Origin of the sequence: Acetobacter sp., assembly GCF_022483985.1 — a bacterium.
Taxonomy (GTDB): domain Bacteria; phylum Pseudomonadota; class Alphaproteobacteria; order Acetobacterales; family Acetobacteraceae; genus Acetobacter.
Map to the genome: position 1 here is coordinate 1,986,823 of NZ_JAKVME010000001.1, position 15,695 is coordinate 2,002,517.

Sequence of the window (15,695 nt, forward strand, 5' to 3'; positions counted from 1 at the left end):
TTAATATCACAGGGCGAATAACCTCTGAACTTCCTCTACGCCGCTCTTCTATGGAGGGCGTTTTATTGCGGAGAAATCGTCCCATGCGTGAACTTACAGTTTCCGAACTCAATGAAATCTCAGGCGGCAATGGCCTGAGTTCTCTGGCTGGCAATGCCCTGATCGGCGCAGCCAACACCTTCAATTCCTTCCTCGATGCAATCGGACCTATCGGTGTCGCTCTCACCTATGTCGGTGGCCCTGTTGTCGCGGCCCTGCATGAATTCAACGATTACGTTGTTTATGAAGGCTCAAAAGCCATCGATACTGTTGGAAAGGCTCTCGGCGGCACAATTACTCCAGACTATCATTATCTGAACGAGTGGCAGGGCAACGGCGCTCTGAGCAAATACTTCTAATTCGACAGAAATGCTTTTCTGAATACGCAGAAAAACCACAGGATTGCATCACAACCATGATGCAATCCTCATGAATTCAAAAAGCGCCATAAAATAAAATGACAGGGTTCATTTTATTTTTACGTCAACCATTCTGCCTTGCAGAACTATTTCCTGGATAAAAAAATGCTGGAGTCTTCTTCGACTTCTTCACCTCTGATTCTGACTGAAGAGCAGATCGAAAAGCTTCGTGCTGATACGGATAACGGCACCGCCAATCCGCTGAAAGGCTATCAGGACATGATCGCCTTTCTTGATGCCGCGAACACGGCCGGCACAGATACGCTCGATGATGCAAGCCAGTTCTGGTACCAGCAGGCAATCACGGTAAACGGGAATGATCCCACCAGCTTCGGCAATATCTTTATCCATGCCGCAACAGCTTATGGTGCGGCATGGGACGGAAAAACCGTTGATTTCCAGTCACTGTCCAACAAGATCGGTCTTGCCGTCATCAATGGCACGATCGAAAGCGGCACGCTCCAGAGCATCAATTCGATGCTTGAAGACGATATCGGAACATCACTTTCCTACGGCGGCATGACTGTCGGCGGCTGGGGCGGTTCCTTCTATTACTGGGACACTCCGTTTGAAGGAACAGAGACTGTCGGTCAGGCCATCATGGCCGATCCGGAGCAGTATGATAAATTCATCGCCACGACAGCAAATGCCATTGTGGTCACAGGCAACACAGCCATCGAAGAACTCGGTCTGAGCTTCAGCTCCGGTTCAATCAGCAATGAAGTCAACCAGTTCCTGAATATTCTTCAGGTCGGCGTACCCACCATTGTCAGTTCCAGCGTCCAGACGAGCGTCAAGGCGGAAGTCATCGCGCGCGCTTTCGAGGAAGACGTGCTCGGGCAGAGTGCCGCAGGCAATCCAAATCTGATCAACGGATACCAGTATGTCGGCAAGAACTGGTTCGGCAACAGTGAATGGATCGCAACAGCCAATGCCGGCATCAGTTCGGTCAATGTCACCGACACCAAGGAACTCGACGCGCTGCGCACCACGCGTCTTGATGAGCAGGGTACGAAATCCGGTGATGCGGTCACCAATATTTACTCGGCGCTCGCCAAAGCCACCAATGCGGGCATTACCGGCAGCCTGACGCTTCCTTCAGAGCTTCAGCTTCCGGCAGGATCGACGCTTACAGCAAGCGATCTGACCTCTTCAAAGGTGACCCTGAACCTGCCTGCTCTTCCAACGGATCTGGTGACAGCCACCATCAAGGACGTGCTGGCAGATATCGCCCCGGCTATTTCCGCGGACTTCCTGGCGCCCGTTGTTTCCATTGTTGGAACAGGTCTTACCGATGCCCCGAACTTCGCGGGCAACATTCTGACGGATCTGACGGGGAGCTTCTCTTCCACGTCCTCGCACGCATCCGCCCTGTCCAGCACCCAGAATCACGTGGCTTCAACCAGCCATCAGAACCTGTTTGCGTCCCTGTTCTCGTGATCTGAACGCTCCTGTTTCCCACTGGAAGCGGGATCATGTACTGCCTTATGGCGATGTGAAAACACGTTTCACATCGCCATAAGGACATTCACAAAACTGACGCCTGCCCTATTCCCCCAGACCATGCTCACTGACGCCGTGCATGAACGCATGGCGATTAACACGTTTTCAGCCAGCGTCTTTCAGATCATCATCGCCAGAGTGTCCGAACATCCTGTCCCGACGTCACATTGAAGATCACAGAAGACACGGCATAATCTGGAACTCAGGCAAATCGGCCGAAATATCCTCAGAACCCCTCCCGCCAGACGCAGGTCACCATGCATAATCCGGCATGGACAGCCTCGCCTCAAGACGGCATAGCCGTTCCTCCTTTTTGGGGCGGACGCCAGACATGTCAGGCAAAATGTCAGTAGAGACGATGCAGGCCGATCAACGTCTGCCTTTTTATATCGTGGCTCTGCTGGGACTGATCACAGCGCTCGGCCCCCTGTCCACCGACATGTACCTGCCCGCCTTTCCGATTCTCGATCAGGAATTGGGAGGCGGCCCCGGCTCGGCGCAGTTCACTCTTGCCACATGGTTCATCGGACTGGCTGTCGGACAGTTCTCCTGCGGTCCGCTCTCCGACCGCTTCGGCCGACGTGGCCCTCTGATCGCAGGGCTTGCGCTTTACACACTTGCCTCCATCGGCTGCGCGGTGACATCCGATTACCGGCTGTTCTGCCTGTTCCGTTTTCTCTCCGCCCTCGGCGGGTCGGGCGGCGCCGTTATTCCCCGCGCCATGATCCGCGATGTCGCCACGGGAAGAGCCGGGGCGCATATCATGACCCAACTGACCCTCGTTTTTGGCGTCATGCCGATTCTGGCGCCTTCCATCGGCGGACTGATTCTGGAAATCGCAACTTGGCGCTGGATATTCTGGGTAGCGGCCCTTTACGGCGTGGCCGCCATCGCCGGTGTCTGGTTCGTGCTGCCCGAGACACTGCCGCTCTCACGCCGCCCGCGCCTGCCCGTCAGCACGATTCTTGCCCGCTACCTGACCATTCTTAGAGAGCCGCATTTCTTCCTGAACGCCCTGATCGCCAGCGCCGCGACCTTTGTGATGTTCGCGTATCTCGGCGGCGCGCCTGTGGTGTTCGAACATCTGATGGGCTTTTCGCCCCGTCACTTCGCCATCTTCTTCGGCGTCAACGCCGCCATCTTCATCCTCTGCACCCAGATCAGCGGCAGGCTGGTGCATCGCGTGCGCCTTGAAACGCTCATGCAGTTCGGTATCGGCTGGTGCGCCTTCGCCGGAGCCATGAACGTGCTGCTCACCACGACGCACGTCGTCACGGCCCAGACCCCCGTCTTTGTCGTCATGATGATCATGTTCATGACCGGCTCGCTCGGGTTCATCGGCGCAAATGCAACAGTACTCTCCTTCCACCATCACGGCGCCCATGCGGGAAGCGCCTCCGCGCTGCTGGGTACGATGCAGTTCAGCATCGGCGCCGTCAGCGGCCTGATGATGGGCTACATGCCAACGGATTCGATCATCCCCACAGCCTGCGTGATGGCGGTCGGCGCGGCGATGATGGTGATCGCGAACATCTTCCGCCTTCTCCTCTGCGCTGAAACCTGACCCTTCACTCGCCATTCCCGCACCTTTTTGCTAGACAGAGCCTTCCTTGTCGCGAACGCCTCCCGCGCTGTCGCGTTATGGGACGGGTCGCTCCGGACAGACTTCTGTCGTGAGCGAAAGGATGATGATGACACACAGCACACGGACATCGGCATTGGCTTCAGACCGAACAGCCTGTGAGGCCGCCATCGCGGGCCTGCGTAACTCCCTCGACACGGCGGCGTGTTCGACGACACCGTTCCGTCACTGGACTCTGTCCGCCATCCTGCCGCAGGAGGCGTGCGAAGCGCTGGTGGCATGGGAGCCGGAGGAAGATGCTGTCGCAGGCGACACCGGCGGTCGCCGTGAGACGCGCAACGGCTCCCGGGTTTTTGTGGAGCCGGAAGCGCGAGCGCGGGATGCGCGGCTGGATGTGCTGGCCCATATGTTCGACAGTCCCGAAGGACGTGCCGCCGTGGAAGCGCTCTGTGGCACGAAGCTCGACCATACGGCGCTCCGTCTTGAACTCAGTCTCGATACGGATGGTTTCTGGCTGGAGCCGCATACAGACATCGGCGCGAAGAAGCTGACGCTGCTCATCCCCCTATCCACTCACGACGATGCCGAGCAGTGGGGCACGGACCTGATGAACGCGGAAGGGGAAACCGTCGTCCGCAGCAGTGGCCGCTTCAACACCGGTACCCTGTTCGTGCCGGGTGACGATACCTGGCACGGTTTCAAGAAACGCCCCATCAAGGGTTTGCGGCGCGGACTGATCGTCAATTTTGTCGATTCCACATGGCGCGCAACACAGGAACTGGCTTTCGGACCGGCTCACTGAGTGAAGCTTTCCGACGAATGGAACGGGAACCCTCTGCCGGGGATGCGCTGAAGACCTGAATATATCTGACGTCGGGCATCCGTGAGTCCGACAGTTTTTCTGCCACACCCTCTCCTGAAACGCCTCTGTTCAGGTCTTTCACGCAGATAAACAGCCTTGGCAAATCGGGACGAACGCCTTACCCGGACACTTCAAATCATAGACAGCCCGCGAGAAAGCGCCCTTCCGCCTTCTCGTCCACGGCATTTGACGACGAGGAACGAGGACCGATGAGCGAACGCGAGGCGATGGAATTTGATGTCGTCATCGTGGGTGGCGGCCCGGCGGGTCTGGCGGCAGCCATCCGCCTGCGTCAGCTTAACCCCGAAGCCACTGTCTGCCTGATCGAGAAAGGCAGCGAAATCGGCGCGCACATCGTCTCTGGTGCAGTGATCGAGCCTCGCGCTCTTGAGGAACTGCTCCCTGACTGGTTGGAGCGTGGCGCTCCCCTGAAGACCCCGGTGACCGAGGAGGAAATGTATTTCCTCACCGAGACAAAAGGCTTCAAAATTCCGGCGCTCGACCGTGTGATGCCGCATCTCGCCAATTACGGGAACTATGTCGTCAGCCTTGGCGATGTCTGCCGCTGGTTGGCCGAGCAGGCGGAAGAACTCGGCGTCGAGATCTATCCCGGCTTCGCAGGCGCGGAAGTGCTGATCGAAAAGAACCGCGTGGTGGGTGTGGCGACCGGCGACATGGGTATCACCCGTGACGGCGAAAAAGGCCCGAACTATCAGCCCGGTATGGAGTTGCGTGCGACATACACGCTGTTCGCGGAAGGCTGCCGTGGCTCCCTCACCAAGCAGGTGATGGAACATTACAACCTGCGCAAAGGCGTCGATCCGCAGACCTACGGCCTCGGGATCAAGGAAGTGTGGGAAATCCCCGCCGAGAACCACCGCCCCGGTCTGGTCGTACACAGCTTTGGCTGGCCGCTCGACGATAAGACCTATGGCGGCGCGTGGCTCTACCATTTCGGCGAGAACCTTGTCTCCTACGGCTTCGTCACCGGTCTCGATTACGAGAACACATGGCTGTCGCCGTTCGACGAGATGCAGCGCACCAAGCTGCATCCGGTCTTCCGCAAGCATTTCGAAGGCGGACGTCGCCTGATCTACGGCGCACGCGCGCTGTCCGAGGGTGGCCTCCAGTCCATCCCCCGCCTCACCTTTCCCGGTGGAGCGCTGCTCGGCGATTCGGCGGGTTTCCTCAACACGCCGAAGATCAAGGGCACCCATACGGCCATGAAATCCGGCATGCTGGCCGCTGAAGCTGTTCTGGACGCCATGAAGGCCGAACGGGTGGAGCCTGCCGCCTATACCAGCCTTGTCCGTCAGTCGTGGCTGTATGACGAACTGAAAACCGCCCGCAACGTCCGCCCGGCTTTCGCCCGCTGGGGCTCGAAGCTGGGCGCGCTTTATGCCGGGTTCGATGCGATGGTTCTGCGCGGCAGGGCTCCGTGGACCCTGCATTTCAAACATGCGGACAACGAGACGCTGACGCCTGCGTCTCTCAGCACGCCGATCGACTATCCGAAGCCGGACAACAAGATCACCTTCGACAGGCTGTCCTCCGTCTTTCTGTCGAACACCAATCATGAGGAAGACCAGCCGGTTCACCTGAAGGTCCGCAACATGGATCTGTGGAAGACGGTAAACTGGGATGTTTTCCGTTCACCGGAAAGCCGTTACTGCCCGGCAGCGGTCTATGAGGCGGTTGACGCGGAGACCGAAGCCCGTCTGGTGATCAATTCTCAGAACTGCGTCCACTGCAAGACGTGCGACATCAAGGACCCCACGCAGAATATCGACTGGTGCACGCCGGAAGGGGCTGGCGGTCCGAATTACCCTGCGGGTATGTGATTTCTGTCGATAGTACGTTAAGCCTGCCGCCAATTCCGGTGGCCCGATCGCCGGACGTGGTTCATACCAGCGTCCGTACGCCACGATCTGCGCCCACCAATGCGGGTAGTATGCGAGAGAGACGATGAAGATACTTGTCCCGGTAAAGCGGGTTGTTGATTACAACATCAAGGTTCTCGTCAAATCGGACGGAACCGGTGTTGAGACGGCCGGTCTGAAGATGTCGATGAATCCCTTTGACGAGATTGCCGTCGAAGAGGCTGTCCGACTGCGTGAAAAAGGCTCTGCGACCGAGGTGATCGCCGTCTCGATCGGCTTGCAGCAGGCGCAGGACACGCTGCGTACGGCGATGGCGATGGGTGCTGACCGCGCCATCCTCGTCCTCTCCGAGGAAAGCCCTGAGCCACTGGCCGTCGCCAAGGTGCTGAAGGCGCTTGTCGAGCGTGAGAAGCCGGACCTCGTTTTCCTTGGCAAGCAGGCCATCGACGACGACATGAACGCGACGGGCCAGATGCTGGCCGGTCTGCTCGGCTGGGGTCAGGGCACCTTCGCCAGCAAGGTCGAAATCGTTGACGGCCGTGCGGAAGTGACACGCGAAATCGATGGCGGCACGGAAACAGTGTCCCTCGCCGTCCCCGCCATTGTTACGGCTGACCTGCGTCTCAACGAGCCGCGTTATGCGTCCCTGCCGAACATCATGAAGGCCAAGAAGAAGCCGCTTGAGACGATTCAGGCTGCTGACCTCGGCGTGGACATGACCCGTCGCCTGACGACGGTATCCGTGGCTGAACCGCCGGTCCGCAAGGCAGGCATCAAGGTTGGCTCCGTGGCCGAACTGGTCGAGAAACTGCGCAACGAAGCGAAGGTGATCTGATCATGACCGTTCTTGTTCTTGTCGAGACCGAAGCCGGTCAGATTCGTCAAGCCTCCCGTTCCGCCATCACCGCTGCCACCAAGCTGGGCGATGTCCACGCGCTGGTCGCAGGCAGCGCAGCCGATGCGGACGCCGCAGCCGCTCTCGCCGCCAAGGTGCCGGGCGTGGCCAAGGTGCTGAAGGCGGGCGCCGACGTGCTGGCGCATGAACTGGCCGAGCCTGTGGCCGACCTGATCGTCTCGCTGGCTGGCGAGTACAGCCATATCGTCGCCGCTTCCACGGCTGTCGGCAAAAACGTCCTGCCCCGCGCTGCCGCGCTGCTTGACGTGCAGCCGATCCCCGACGTGATGGCTGTTGTCGATGCCGACACCTTTGTCCGTCCGATCTATGCGGGCAACGCTCTGGCGACGGTGAAGTCCTCCGATGCGAAGAAAGTTCTGACTGTTCGTGCGACGAACTTCGACCCGGCTCCGGCTGAAGGTGGCTCCGCTCCCGTCGAAGCCGTGAACGTAACGGTGCAGGACACGGTCTCGCTCTTCGTGTCCGAGCACACGCCGACCAGCGATCGCCCGGAACTCGAGTCGGCTCGCGTGATCGTCTCCGGCGGTCGTGGTCTGGGCAGCGCCGAGAACTTCCAGTCCGTGCTGGCTCCTCTGGCCGACAAGCTGGGAGCCGCCATCGGCGCATCCCGTGTGGCAGTTGATTCCGGTTACGCCGAGAATGACTGTCAGGTTGGTCAGACAGGCAAGATCGTCGCTCCCGAGTTGTATATCGCTGTCGGTATTTCCGGTGCGATCCAGCATCTCGCGGGCATGAAGGACAGCAAGGTGATTGTTGCGATCAACAAGGACGCCGACGCGCCGCTGCTTCAGGTTGCGGACTACGCGCTTGTTGGCGACCTGTTTGAAGTCGTGCCGGAACTGGCCAAGGCTCTCTGAAGGGCAGTCAGGCCCTTCTTTGTCATAAAGCCCCACCTCTCCGCCGGTGGGGCTTTATTTTTGCGGCATGATCCACTGGAAGAACAGCCTGCACACCACAGGCTGTTTCCGGGATAGAATCGCGGCAACACGTTAACGGGTGATTGACCTCGACAAGGCAGACTGAAGGCAGTTCCACAGGATCAGCCCGGCGCCATGTCTGACACTCTTCCCGACTTTACAGGCTACAACTTCACGTTTGCGCTCGGTGCATTGATTCTCTGCACCCTGACCATGCTGATCGCCGTGCGGATGATCTGCCGCGCTGCGATGGTGAAGGGGCGTCCCTATCAGAAAAGACTGCTTTTCAGCGCCTGCATAGCCGGAAATGGTGTATGGGCCACCCATTTCGTCGCCATGCTGGGCTGCGCGAACAGTCTGGCGACAGCCTACCAAGTGCCGCTGACACTCCTTTCCATGCTCGTCGCCATGGGGCTGTTCATTCCGACATGGTGGAGTGAATGTCACACACCCAACCGCTCCCACTCTCCCCGCACCGCACTTCTCATGACCATAACGGTCGGGAGCATGCATTACATCGGCATAGCCGCCATGGGCGGCGCAGGGCAGGAATTCATTCCCTCTGTCAGGATCATTCTTTCCCTGGCAGTCGGTTTTGCCTTTTTCTACGCGGGCACTCTGCTCCTGCGTCATCAGCGTGGCCGTAGAAGATCCCTTGCTGCGCTCGCATGGGTTCTCGGCATATGCTCCCTGCATTTCATGGGCATGCCCCATGCCTCTCTTTCCCATGCGGTAATGGGCGGCATGTCACAGCATATCGCCTCCCTGTCCCTTGCTGAAACGGTCGGAGCGGGCACGTCGACTTTTCTCGCTCTGGCCTGCATTTTTCTTCTGCTCGAATATCAGTCGGCAAGACGGAAAATCGAAGAAAGCACGCGTGCGCGCAGCTTTGCCGACGCGGCTCTGGAAGGGCTGGTCGTCACAACCGGCAGCACCATACTTGATGCCAACAGCGCTTTCTGGAATCTCGCAGGAACGAAACCCAACGCGGCATATCATCTGAAGAACTTTTTTCCGGTTCTCGCGAGCGAAGAAATTGTCCAGAAACTGATCGAGGAAGAAACTCCCCGTGAAATCCAGATGGTCAACCACGATGGAGAACGCATCCCCGTTGAAATCTATGCCCGTGAAAGCCTGTGGCGCGGCAAATCCAGAACCATTCTTGCGATCATCGACCTTCGTGCACGCAAGGAAACTGAAGCCACCATCAAGGAACTTGCCATCACGGACATGCTGACAGGTATCGGCAACCGTTCCTTTTTCGTCACCAGCCTTACCGATCTGCTTCAGAACAGACCCGGCAACAATCCGATCGTCGTCTTTCTTGTGGATATTGATCGTTTCAAGAACATCAACGAGACCTGCGGACATGCCATGGGCGACAAGGTTCTGTCCCATATCGCCAAGCGTCTCCAGCTTCTTGTACCACAGGACGCCATCATGGCCCGTATCGCGGGAGATGAGTTTGCCGTGGCCTGCGTGCTCAGTCCGGACGATGTAACGGATTTCGCTTCCTACCTCGCTCTGGAGTTGAAAATTCCCTTGCCTGACGGGCATGATGAACTGCCGGTATCCGTCAGTGTAGGCTTTGCCGTATCCGACGACGAGATGAAGGATTGAATTGCCCCGGGTTTTGTGGAGACAGAACGACCCGTAAGGTAAGAAGAATTCATGAGCAACAAATCGAAGCGTTTTCCGCCTGAATTTCGCGAGCGTGCAGCCCGCATGGTTCTGGAGGAAGAGAAGAACCATCCATCACGCTGGTCCGCGGTGATGATGATAGCGCCAAAGCTGGATATTCATCCTGACACGCTGTCAAAATGGACCCGTCTGCATGAACGTGCCAATGCGCCTGCGGTGAGTGAACTGCCAGATCGAGAGAAGATCAGGCAACTGGAGCGAGAGAACCGCGAACTGCGGCAGGCCAATGAAATCCTGCGCAAGGCGTCGGCATATTTTGCCCAGGCGGAACTCGACCGCCGGTTCAGGCCATGACACGCTTCATTGAGGAGCATCGGCAGACATATGGTGTCGGGTCAATCTGCAGGGTTCTGTCGATTGCACCATCTGTCTATTATGCTTATCGGGCGAGACAGAAAAATCCCTGTGTGCGCAGCCAGAAAGACAAAGAACTGTATCATGAAATCCGCAGGGTCTGGACCGATAATTTCTGTGTCTATGGAGCGCGCAAAGTCTGGCATCAGCTCAGACGTGAAGGTCTGGATGTCGCCCGCTGCACGGTAGAGCGGCTGATGCGCCGGATGGGACTGAAAGGCGTCATTCGTGGCAAGGGGATCAGAACCACACGGCCCGATCCGGCACGGCCCTGTCCACGGGATCTGGTGCAGCGCCAGTTTCATGCCCCAGCCCCCAACAGGCTCTGGGTTTCGGATTTTACTTACGTTTCCACATGGCAGGGCTTTGTTTATGTGGCCTTCATCATTGATGTATTCGCACGGGTTATTGTGGGCTGGCGCGTCTCGTCCACTGCCCATACCGACTTCGTACTGGATGCTCTCGAGCAGGCTCTGTGCCAGAGGCGGCCTGAGGGAAAAGTGACCCACCATTCCGACCGCGGCTGTCAATATGTGTCCATTCGCTACACGCAAAGACTGGCTGAAGCCGGACTGGTCGCCTCTGTCGGCAGTGTCGGAGATTCCTATGATAACGCCCTGGCGGAGACCATTAACGGGCTTTACAAAACCGAACTCATCTATCGGCAGGGGCCATGGAAAAACAGGGAAGCGGTTGAACTGGCAACACTTAAATGGGTCGACTGGTTCAACAATCGACGGATCCTGTCCTCCATTGGAAACATCCCCCCAGCAGAAGCTGAGGCACGCTTTTATGCACAACAGAAATCACATGCATTAGCTGCGTAGTTCAGATAAAAACGTCTCCACAAAACCCGGGGCAATTCAGATGGGGGACAGCTTCTCCATTGCTCAGGCATTGCTCTGCTGGCGGCAAAACAGGCCGGACGTGGAAATGTACGTGAATATGACAGTTCTTTTGACAGCTCGATACAGGACCGCATCCGTCTTGAGCGTGAAATCCAGTTGGGTCTTGAGCGCGATGAGTTCTTTCTTGAATACCAGCCGATCATGTCAACCCGTGAGCGAAGGCTGGTCGGATATGAAGCGCTGCTTCGCTGGCAGCATCCCGAACGCGGTCGGGTTCCGCCTGACCAGTTCATCGGAATTGCAGAAGATTGCGGCCTGATCGCACAGCTTGGCGATTGGGTCGTACGCAGGGCCTGTCGCGATGCCGCTGGCTGGACAAACGGACTGAAAGTATCAGTCAATGTTTCTCCCATCCAGTTTACGACATCCGATCTGCCGAAGATCATCAAGACCGCTCTTGACGATGCTGGACTTGCAGCAAAGCGCCTCAGCATTGAAATTACCGAGAACACGTTTCTTCAGGGCAAACAGAATATTGAAATCCTCAAGACCCTTCGCACTCTTGGCGTAGGAATCGTCATGGATGATTTTGGAACGGGATATTCAAGCCTCAGCTATCTGCGTGATTTCCAGTTCGACGAAGTGAAGATCGATCGTTCCTTTATCTGGGACATGCTGGATCAGCCTCATTCAGCCGCGATCGTGGATGCCATCCTGTCGCTTGGCCATGGTCTCGGGGTAAACATCGTTGCCGAAGGGATTGAGACCGCCGAGCAACTTTCCTATCTGGAGAAACGGTCCTGCTCTCTGGTACAGGGATATTTCATCGGCAGACCAAGCCAGACCATTGCAGAACGTCCCAGAGCAGAAGTCCTGCAATCTCCTGTTCCGGCATAAAGACTCAGGAAAATTGGCCTTCACGCCAAACAGGGATTGCCTCCTTCCGGAACGAATGGCCCTGAGAGCAGTTCCAGACTTCGGTGCCGGCAGAGCGTGCCAGACCAGTCGAAGTCATTATCGTTCGACAGACGTTCTTCATTCAGTGGTATAGTCCGGTCAACGACAACCGCTCCGGGCCGGAATATACCAGTTTGACCCAAGGCACACCGTATCGCCCCCTGAATCCTGAGAGCCTTAGACTGGTTCTGTCTGAACTCCCGTTGCTGGCGGTCCGCCTTGGCGGCACCCCATCCGGCTGGAATATTCGGGAAGTCAGCGACGGCAACCTCAACAGTGTCTGGCTTATTCACGGTCCATCAGGCTCTCTCTGTGCAAAGCAGTCGCTTCCACATGTGCGCGTTGATCCTTCATGGAAAATGCCGCTTGACCGAACGACTTTTGAAGCAGGGTGGTTAAAGGCTGTTACACCGCTGGCGCCGGAAATGGTCCCGGAATTTCTTTATTTCGATCCACAGCTTTTCCTGCTGGTGACAGCCTGCCTTGACGATCATGTCACTTTTACCGAAGCCCTGATCCAAGGAGTCGACCCGCTTCCCGTAGCGCGTCAGATCGGTCATTTTGTGGCCAGAACCGCGTTCCACACCTCATGGCGAGGCGGACCATTCGAAAAAATGTTTCAACTCGAAAGCTTTTTCTCAGGCAACACAACCCTGACCCGCATTACAGTCGATCTGGTTCTGACAGACCCCTATTACGATCATCCTCGCAATCATTACCATCCAGCGTTGAAGACGCTCGTAGAGCAGCTTCATACTGACCCGACCATTCACCGTGCGGTCTCCCACATGCAGTCACGGTTTTTTACGGCCCGTGAAGCTCTGCTCCATGGAGATCTGCATAGCGGTTCCATCATGGTCGGCCCCAATGGCGCTTCTGTGATTGATGGTGAATTTGCCTGCATTGGTCCAACCGGCTTTGATTGCGGCATGTTCGTTGCGAGCCTGATACTCGCCTCTTTCGCCGCGCAGGATACATCACGACGCACGCAGATACGACAGGCTGCTGCCATCTTCCATGAGAGTTTTCTCAAGACTTATTGTGAAGAATGGCTTGATAACAATACAGACACCGATCTTGCTCCGGCTTTTCTGACACGCCATGACGCTACAGAAATACAGCGTCAGCAGCAGGAAGAGTGTGACCGGATTGTCTCGGATATGGCAGGTTTCACAGCCATGGAAGTCATTCGAAGGCTTACAGGATACGCCCACACGTCGCATTTCGATGCTCTACCGGAAACGGAAAAAGGTCACCGACAATATCAGGCGCTTTCCTTTGCAATAGAGCTTCTTTCCAATCTGAAAGCAGCCCCGGAAAAACTCTTTCATGGACACTGAAAAGCAGAAACCTGCTTACTCCGCCAGGCAGACTCAATGCATCCGTGACAGATAAACGGATGCATCTCCTCAATCGCAACAGGCTTTTAACCTACGTTGCGTAAGAGAAGACTCGTCAAAGGAGTCTTCCATGTCTGTTCTCGACGACCCCACTTCAGCGATGCCTTCCGCACTCGAAGCATGCCTTGCAGAAGCCCGCGCTTTCGAGAAACTGAACGACATGAGCGGAGTGAGAAAAACTGCCCTTGGATATCTGGCGCGCTTTCCACGTGAACCGGCTGTTCTGGCGCTTCTGGGCCGCGCCGAATTATTGCTCGGCCATCCCGCACGCGCACTGGCTCCTCTTGCCCGCAGCGCCCGTCTGACCAACCATTTCATTTTCTACCTTCTGCAAGCGGATTGTCTGAAAAAACTTGGTCGCATTCAGGAGCAGCAGGCCATTCTTGAGCGGGCCGCCCTCTGGATGCCTCAAACCGGAACTGCCTATTTCATGGCAGGCATCGCTTTTGAAGGCGTCAAGGAAACCGACCGCGCCATCCGTTTCTATAGACAGGCTTTGACGACACTCCCCAATGAGGTGTCCATTCAGCATCGTCTGGGTCGAGCGCTTGTTGAAAAAGGCGAGACCATCGGCGCCCTGCATTATCTTGAGCAGGCGCTGGCATCCCGTCCGGATGACCCGGCCTACCTTGTCGATTTCAGTGTCGCTCTCGAACATGCGGGCCGACTTGAAGAAGCGCTGACAACGATTGAAAAAGCGATTTCCCTACAGCCAAACAATCCGGAGGCGATCCATAACCGGGGGCATCTGCTTTTCAATCTGAATCGTTCCGCCGAAGCGCTGGATGTGTTTGACGAAGCCCTGTCGACAGGCCGCGATTGCGCCAAAACCCGCTTTTCTCGCGGAGTCAGCCTGCTCAAGCTTGGACGCTTCAGGGAGGGATGGGCTGATTATGAAACCAGATGGGGCACCTCCCAAACGCTTCCATCCGATCTTCCCGCTCCACTCTGGCAGGGTGAGCCCCTTCAGGGTTGTCAGATTCTTCTTCATGCGGAGCAGGGTTTTGGAGACTCTCTCCAGTTCATCCGCTTTGCGCCACATCTTGCAGCACGTGGAGCCGTCGTGACCGTTCTGACGCCTCAGCCATTGCAGAGGCTTTTCACAACAGTCTCTGGCGTGACTCACAGCGTGACAGACCTGCCTGCCGACGCGCATTTTGACTATCATTGTCCTCTGGCCAGTCTGCCGCATCGACTGGACATCACGGCGGAGACCATTCCTTCCGCGCCCTATTTCTCCGTCTCTCCCGAAGAAGCATCCCGACAGGGAACGGCCATCCGTCGTCTCATGTGGGCAGGAAGACGTCCCGCCCGGCGTGTCATCGGACTTGTCTGGTCCGGCGCTCCCCGCCCGTCTCACGTCGAAGCGCACGCCATCGACCAGAGGCGCTCCATGCCTCTTGGAGAACTTGCACCTCTGCTTGATGTGCCTGAAACGATCTTTGTGAGTTTCCAGATGAACGGCGCTCAGCAAATCGCGGAATCTGGCTTGTCCATTCATGACGGAACTCACGGTATCAGAGATTTTGCCGATACTGCGGCCCGTCTCCTTGGTATTGATCTGCTGATTTGTGTGGACACATCCATTGCCCATCTTGCCGGTGGACTGGGATTACCGGTGTGGATGATGTCCCGTTTCGACGGCTGCTGGCGCTGGCTGGAAGGACGCAGCGATACGCCGTGGTATCCCACCATGAAAATCTTCCGCCAGCCCAGACCGGGAGATTGGGCGGGTCTCATCAGCACCCTGAAGGAGGATCTGCAAGCCTACACACCAGCCACACTGGCAGCCGTGTCATGAACTGTAGAGCGGTGAGCAGTTCCGACGACTGAATGCTTACCATCAGGTTCGATTGTCCGGGTGGTGAGAGCTGACGCCAGGCGCATAATATCGTGGCGCAATCAATTATTTTCCTGAACCCACCAAGGCCGCATTTATAGCAGCAGGCAGAACTGGCTACTCATCCTCTCTTGCCGGATATGGATGAAGCTTCAGTCGCCATCCACTTCAATGAGCTGCTCTTTTACATGGAAAATCAAAATTCACTCACACTCCTGCCGTATGAAATATTCAGAAAATAAACCCGCAATTAACCAATTCCGTCAGATATTTTACAGGAGAACAGAAACACAAGAGGCAGTTCATGACGCTCTCTAGCGGAGAGAAAGAGAAGGTAAAAACCCTTCCACACACCGTGTCATTTTCTCTTGGAGACGGGCTGAAATGTGTTTCCTGTGGCGGCTGGTTACGCTGGCAGGGACAGCACGCCAGATGCCAGAATAAATGCGAGCATACGGTTGTCGCCATCCGCCGGAA

12 protein-coding genes and 1 other annotated feature are annotated in these 15,695 nt (G+C 56.8%); all 12 genes read left to right on the top strand.

Annotation, left to right across the window (positions count from 1 at the left end):
• Positions 1-83: 83 nt before the first annotated feature.
• The 12 genes from LKE90_RS08830 to LKE90_RS08885 all read left to right on the top strand — a co-directional run bounded on the left by LKE90_RS08830 (position 84) and on the right by LKE90_RS08885 (position 15,179).
• Entirely contained in the window at positions 84-398 is a 315-nt protein-coding gene (locus LKE90_RS08830; RefSeq protein ID WP_291494070.1) for a hypothetical protein, read from the top strand.
• A gap of 165 nt (positions 399-563) precedes the next feature.
• A complete protein-coding gene (locus tag LKE90_RS08835) occupies positions 564-1,898 on the top strand; it encodes a hypothetical protein (protein WP_291494068.1) in 1,335 nt (444 codons plus the stop codon).
• A 394-nt stretch (positions 1,899-2,292) separates the two neighbouring features.
• Positions 2,293-3,525 carry a multidrug effflux MFS transporter gene (locus tag LKE90_RS08840; protein WP_291494066.1) on the top strand — a complete coding sequence of 411 codons (1,233 nt, stop codon included), beginning with the start codon at positions 2,293-2,295 and terminating at the stop codon, positions 3,523-3,525.
• A gap of 124 nt (positions 3,526-3,649) precedes the next feature.
• Positions 3,650-4,345 (top strand): 2OG-Fe(II) oxygenase, encoded by a 696-nt coding sequence (locus LKE90_RS08845; protein WP_291494176.1) that lies wholly within the window; start codon positions 3,650-3,652, stop codon positions 4,343-4,345.
• Positions 4,346-4,614: 269 nt separating this feature from the next.
• Positions 4,615-6,246: an electron transfer flavoprotein-ubiquinone oxidoreductase gene (locus LKE90_RS08850; RefSeq protein WP_291494065.1), complete on the top strand. Its 1,632-nt coding sequence runs from the start codon at positions 4,615-4,617 to the stop codon at positions 6,244-6,246.
• Between the two features lie 124 nt (positions 6,247-6,370).
• Positions 6,371-7,120 (top strand): electron transfer flavoprotein subunit beta/FixA family protein, encoded by a 750-nt coding sequence (locus LKE90_RS08855; RefSeq protein ID WP_291494064.1) that lies wholly within the window; start codon positions 6,371-6,373, stop codon positions 7,118-7,120.
• 2 nt (positions 7,121-7,122) lie between these two features.
• Positions 7,123-8,058, top strand: coding sequence for an FAD-binding protein (locus tag LKE90_RS08860; protein WP_291494063.1), 936 nt, complete (start codon positions 7,123-7,125; stop codon positions 8,056-8,058).
• Between the two features lie 195 nt (positions 8,059-8,253).
• A complete protein-coding gene (locus LKE90_RS08865; RefSeq protein WP_291494061.1) occupies positions 8,254-9,738 on the top strand; it encodes a sensor domain-containing diguanylate cyclase in 1,485 nt (494 codons plus the stop codon).
• A gap of 51 nt (positions 9,739-9,789) precedes the next feature.
• A protein-coding gene (locus tag LKE90_RS08870) for an IS3 family transposase (protein ID WP_291501409.1) occupies positions 9,790-11,000 on the top strand; the annotation gives its coding sequence in 2 pieces (ribosomal slippage) (positions 9,790-10,075 and positions 10,075-11,000; 1,212 coding nt in all).
• Positions 10,068-10,184, top strand: a sequence feature (AL1L pseudoknot). Its footprint overlaps the gene before it by 117 nt.
• 177 nt (positions 11,001-11,177) lie before the next feature.
• A complete protein-coding gene (locus LKE90_RS08875; RefSeq protein ID WP_291493305.1) occupies positions 11,178-11,918 on the top strand; it encodes a putative bifunctional diguanylate cyclase/phosphodiesterase in 741 nt (246 codons plus the stop codon).
• Between the two features lie 83 nt (positions 11,919-12,001).
• Positions 12,002-13,318 carry an S-methyl-5-thioribose kinase gene (gene mtnK / locus LKE90_RS08880; protein WP_291493304.1) on the top strand — a complete coding sequence of 439 codons (1,317 nt, stop codon included), beginning with the start codon at positions 12,002-12,004 and terminating at the stop codon, positions 13,316-13,318.
• Between the two features lie 130 nt (positions 13,319-13,448).
• Positions 13,449-15,179 (top strand): tetratricopeptide repeat protein, encoded by a 1,731-nt coding sequence (locus tag LKE90_RS08885; protein ID WP_291493303.1) that lies wholly within the window; start codon positions 13,449-13,451, stop codon positions 15,177-15,179.
• The last annotated feature ends 516 nt before the right edge of the window (positions 15,180-15,695 follow it).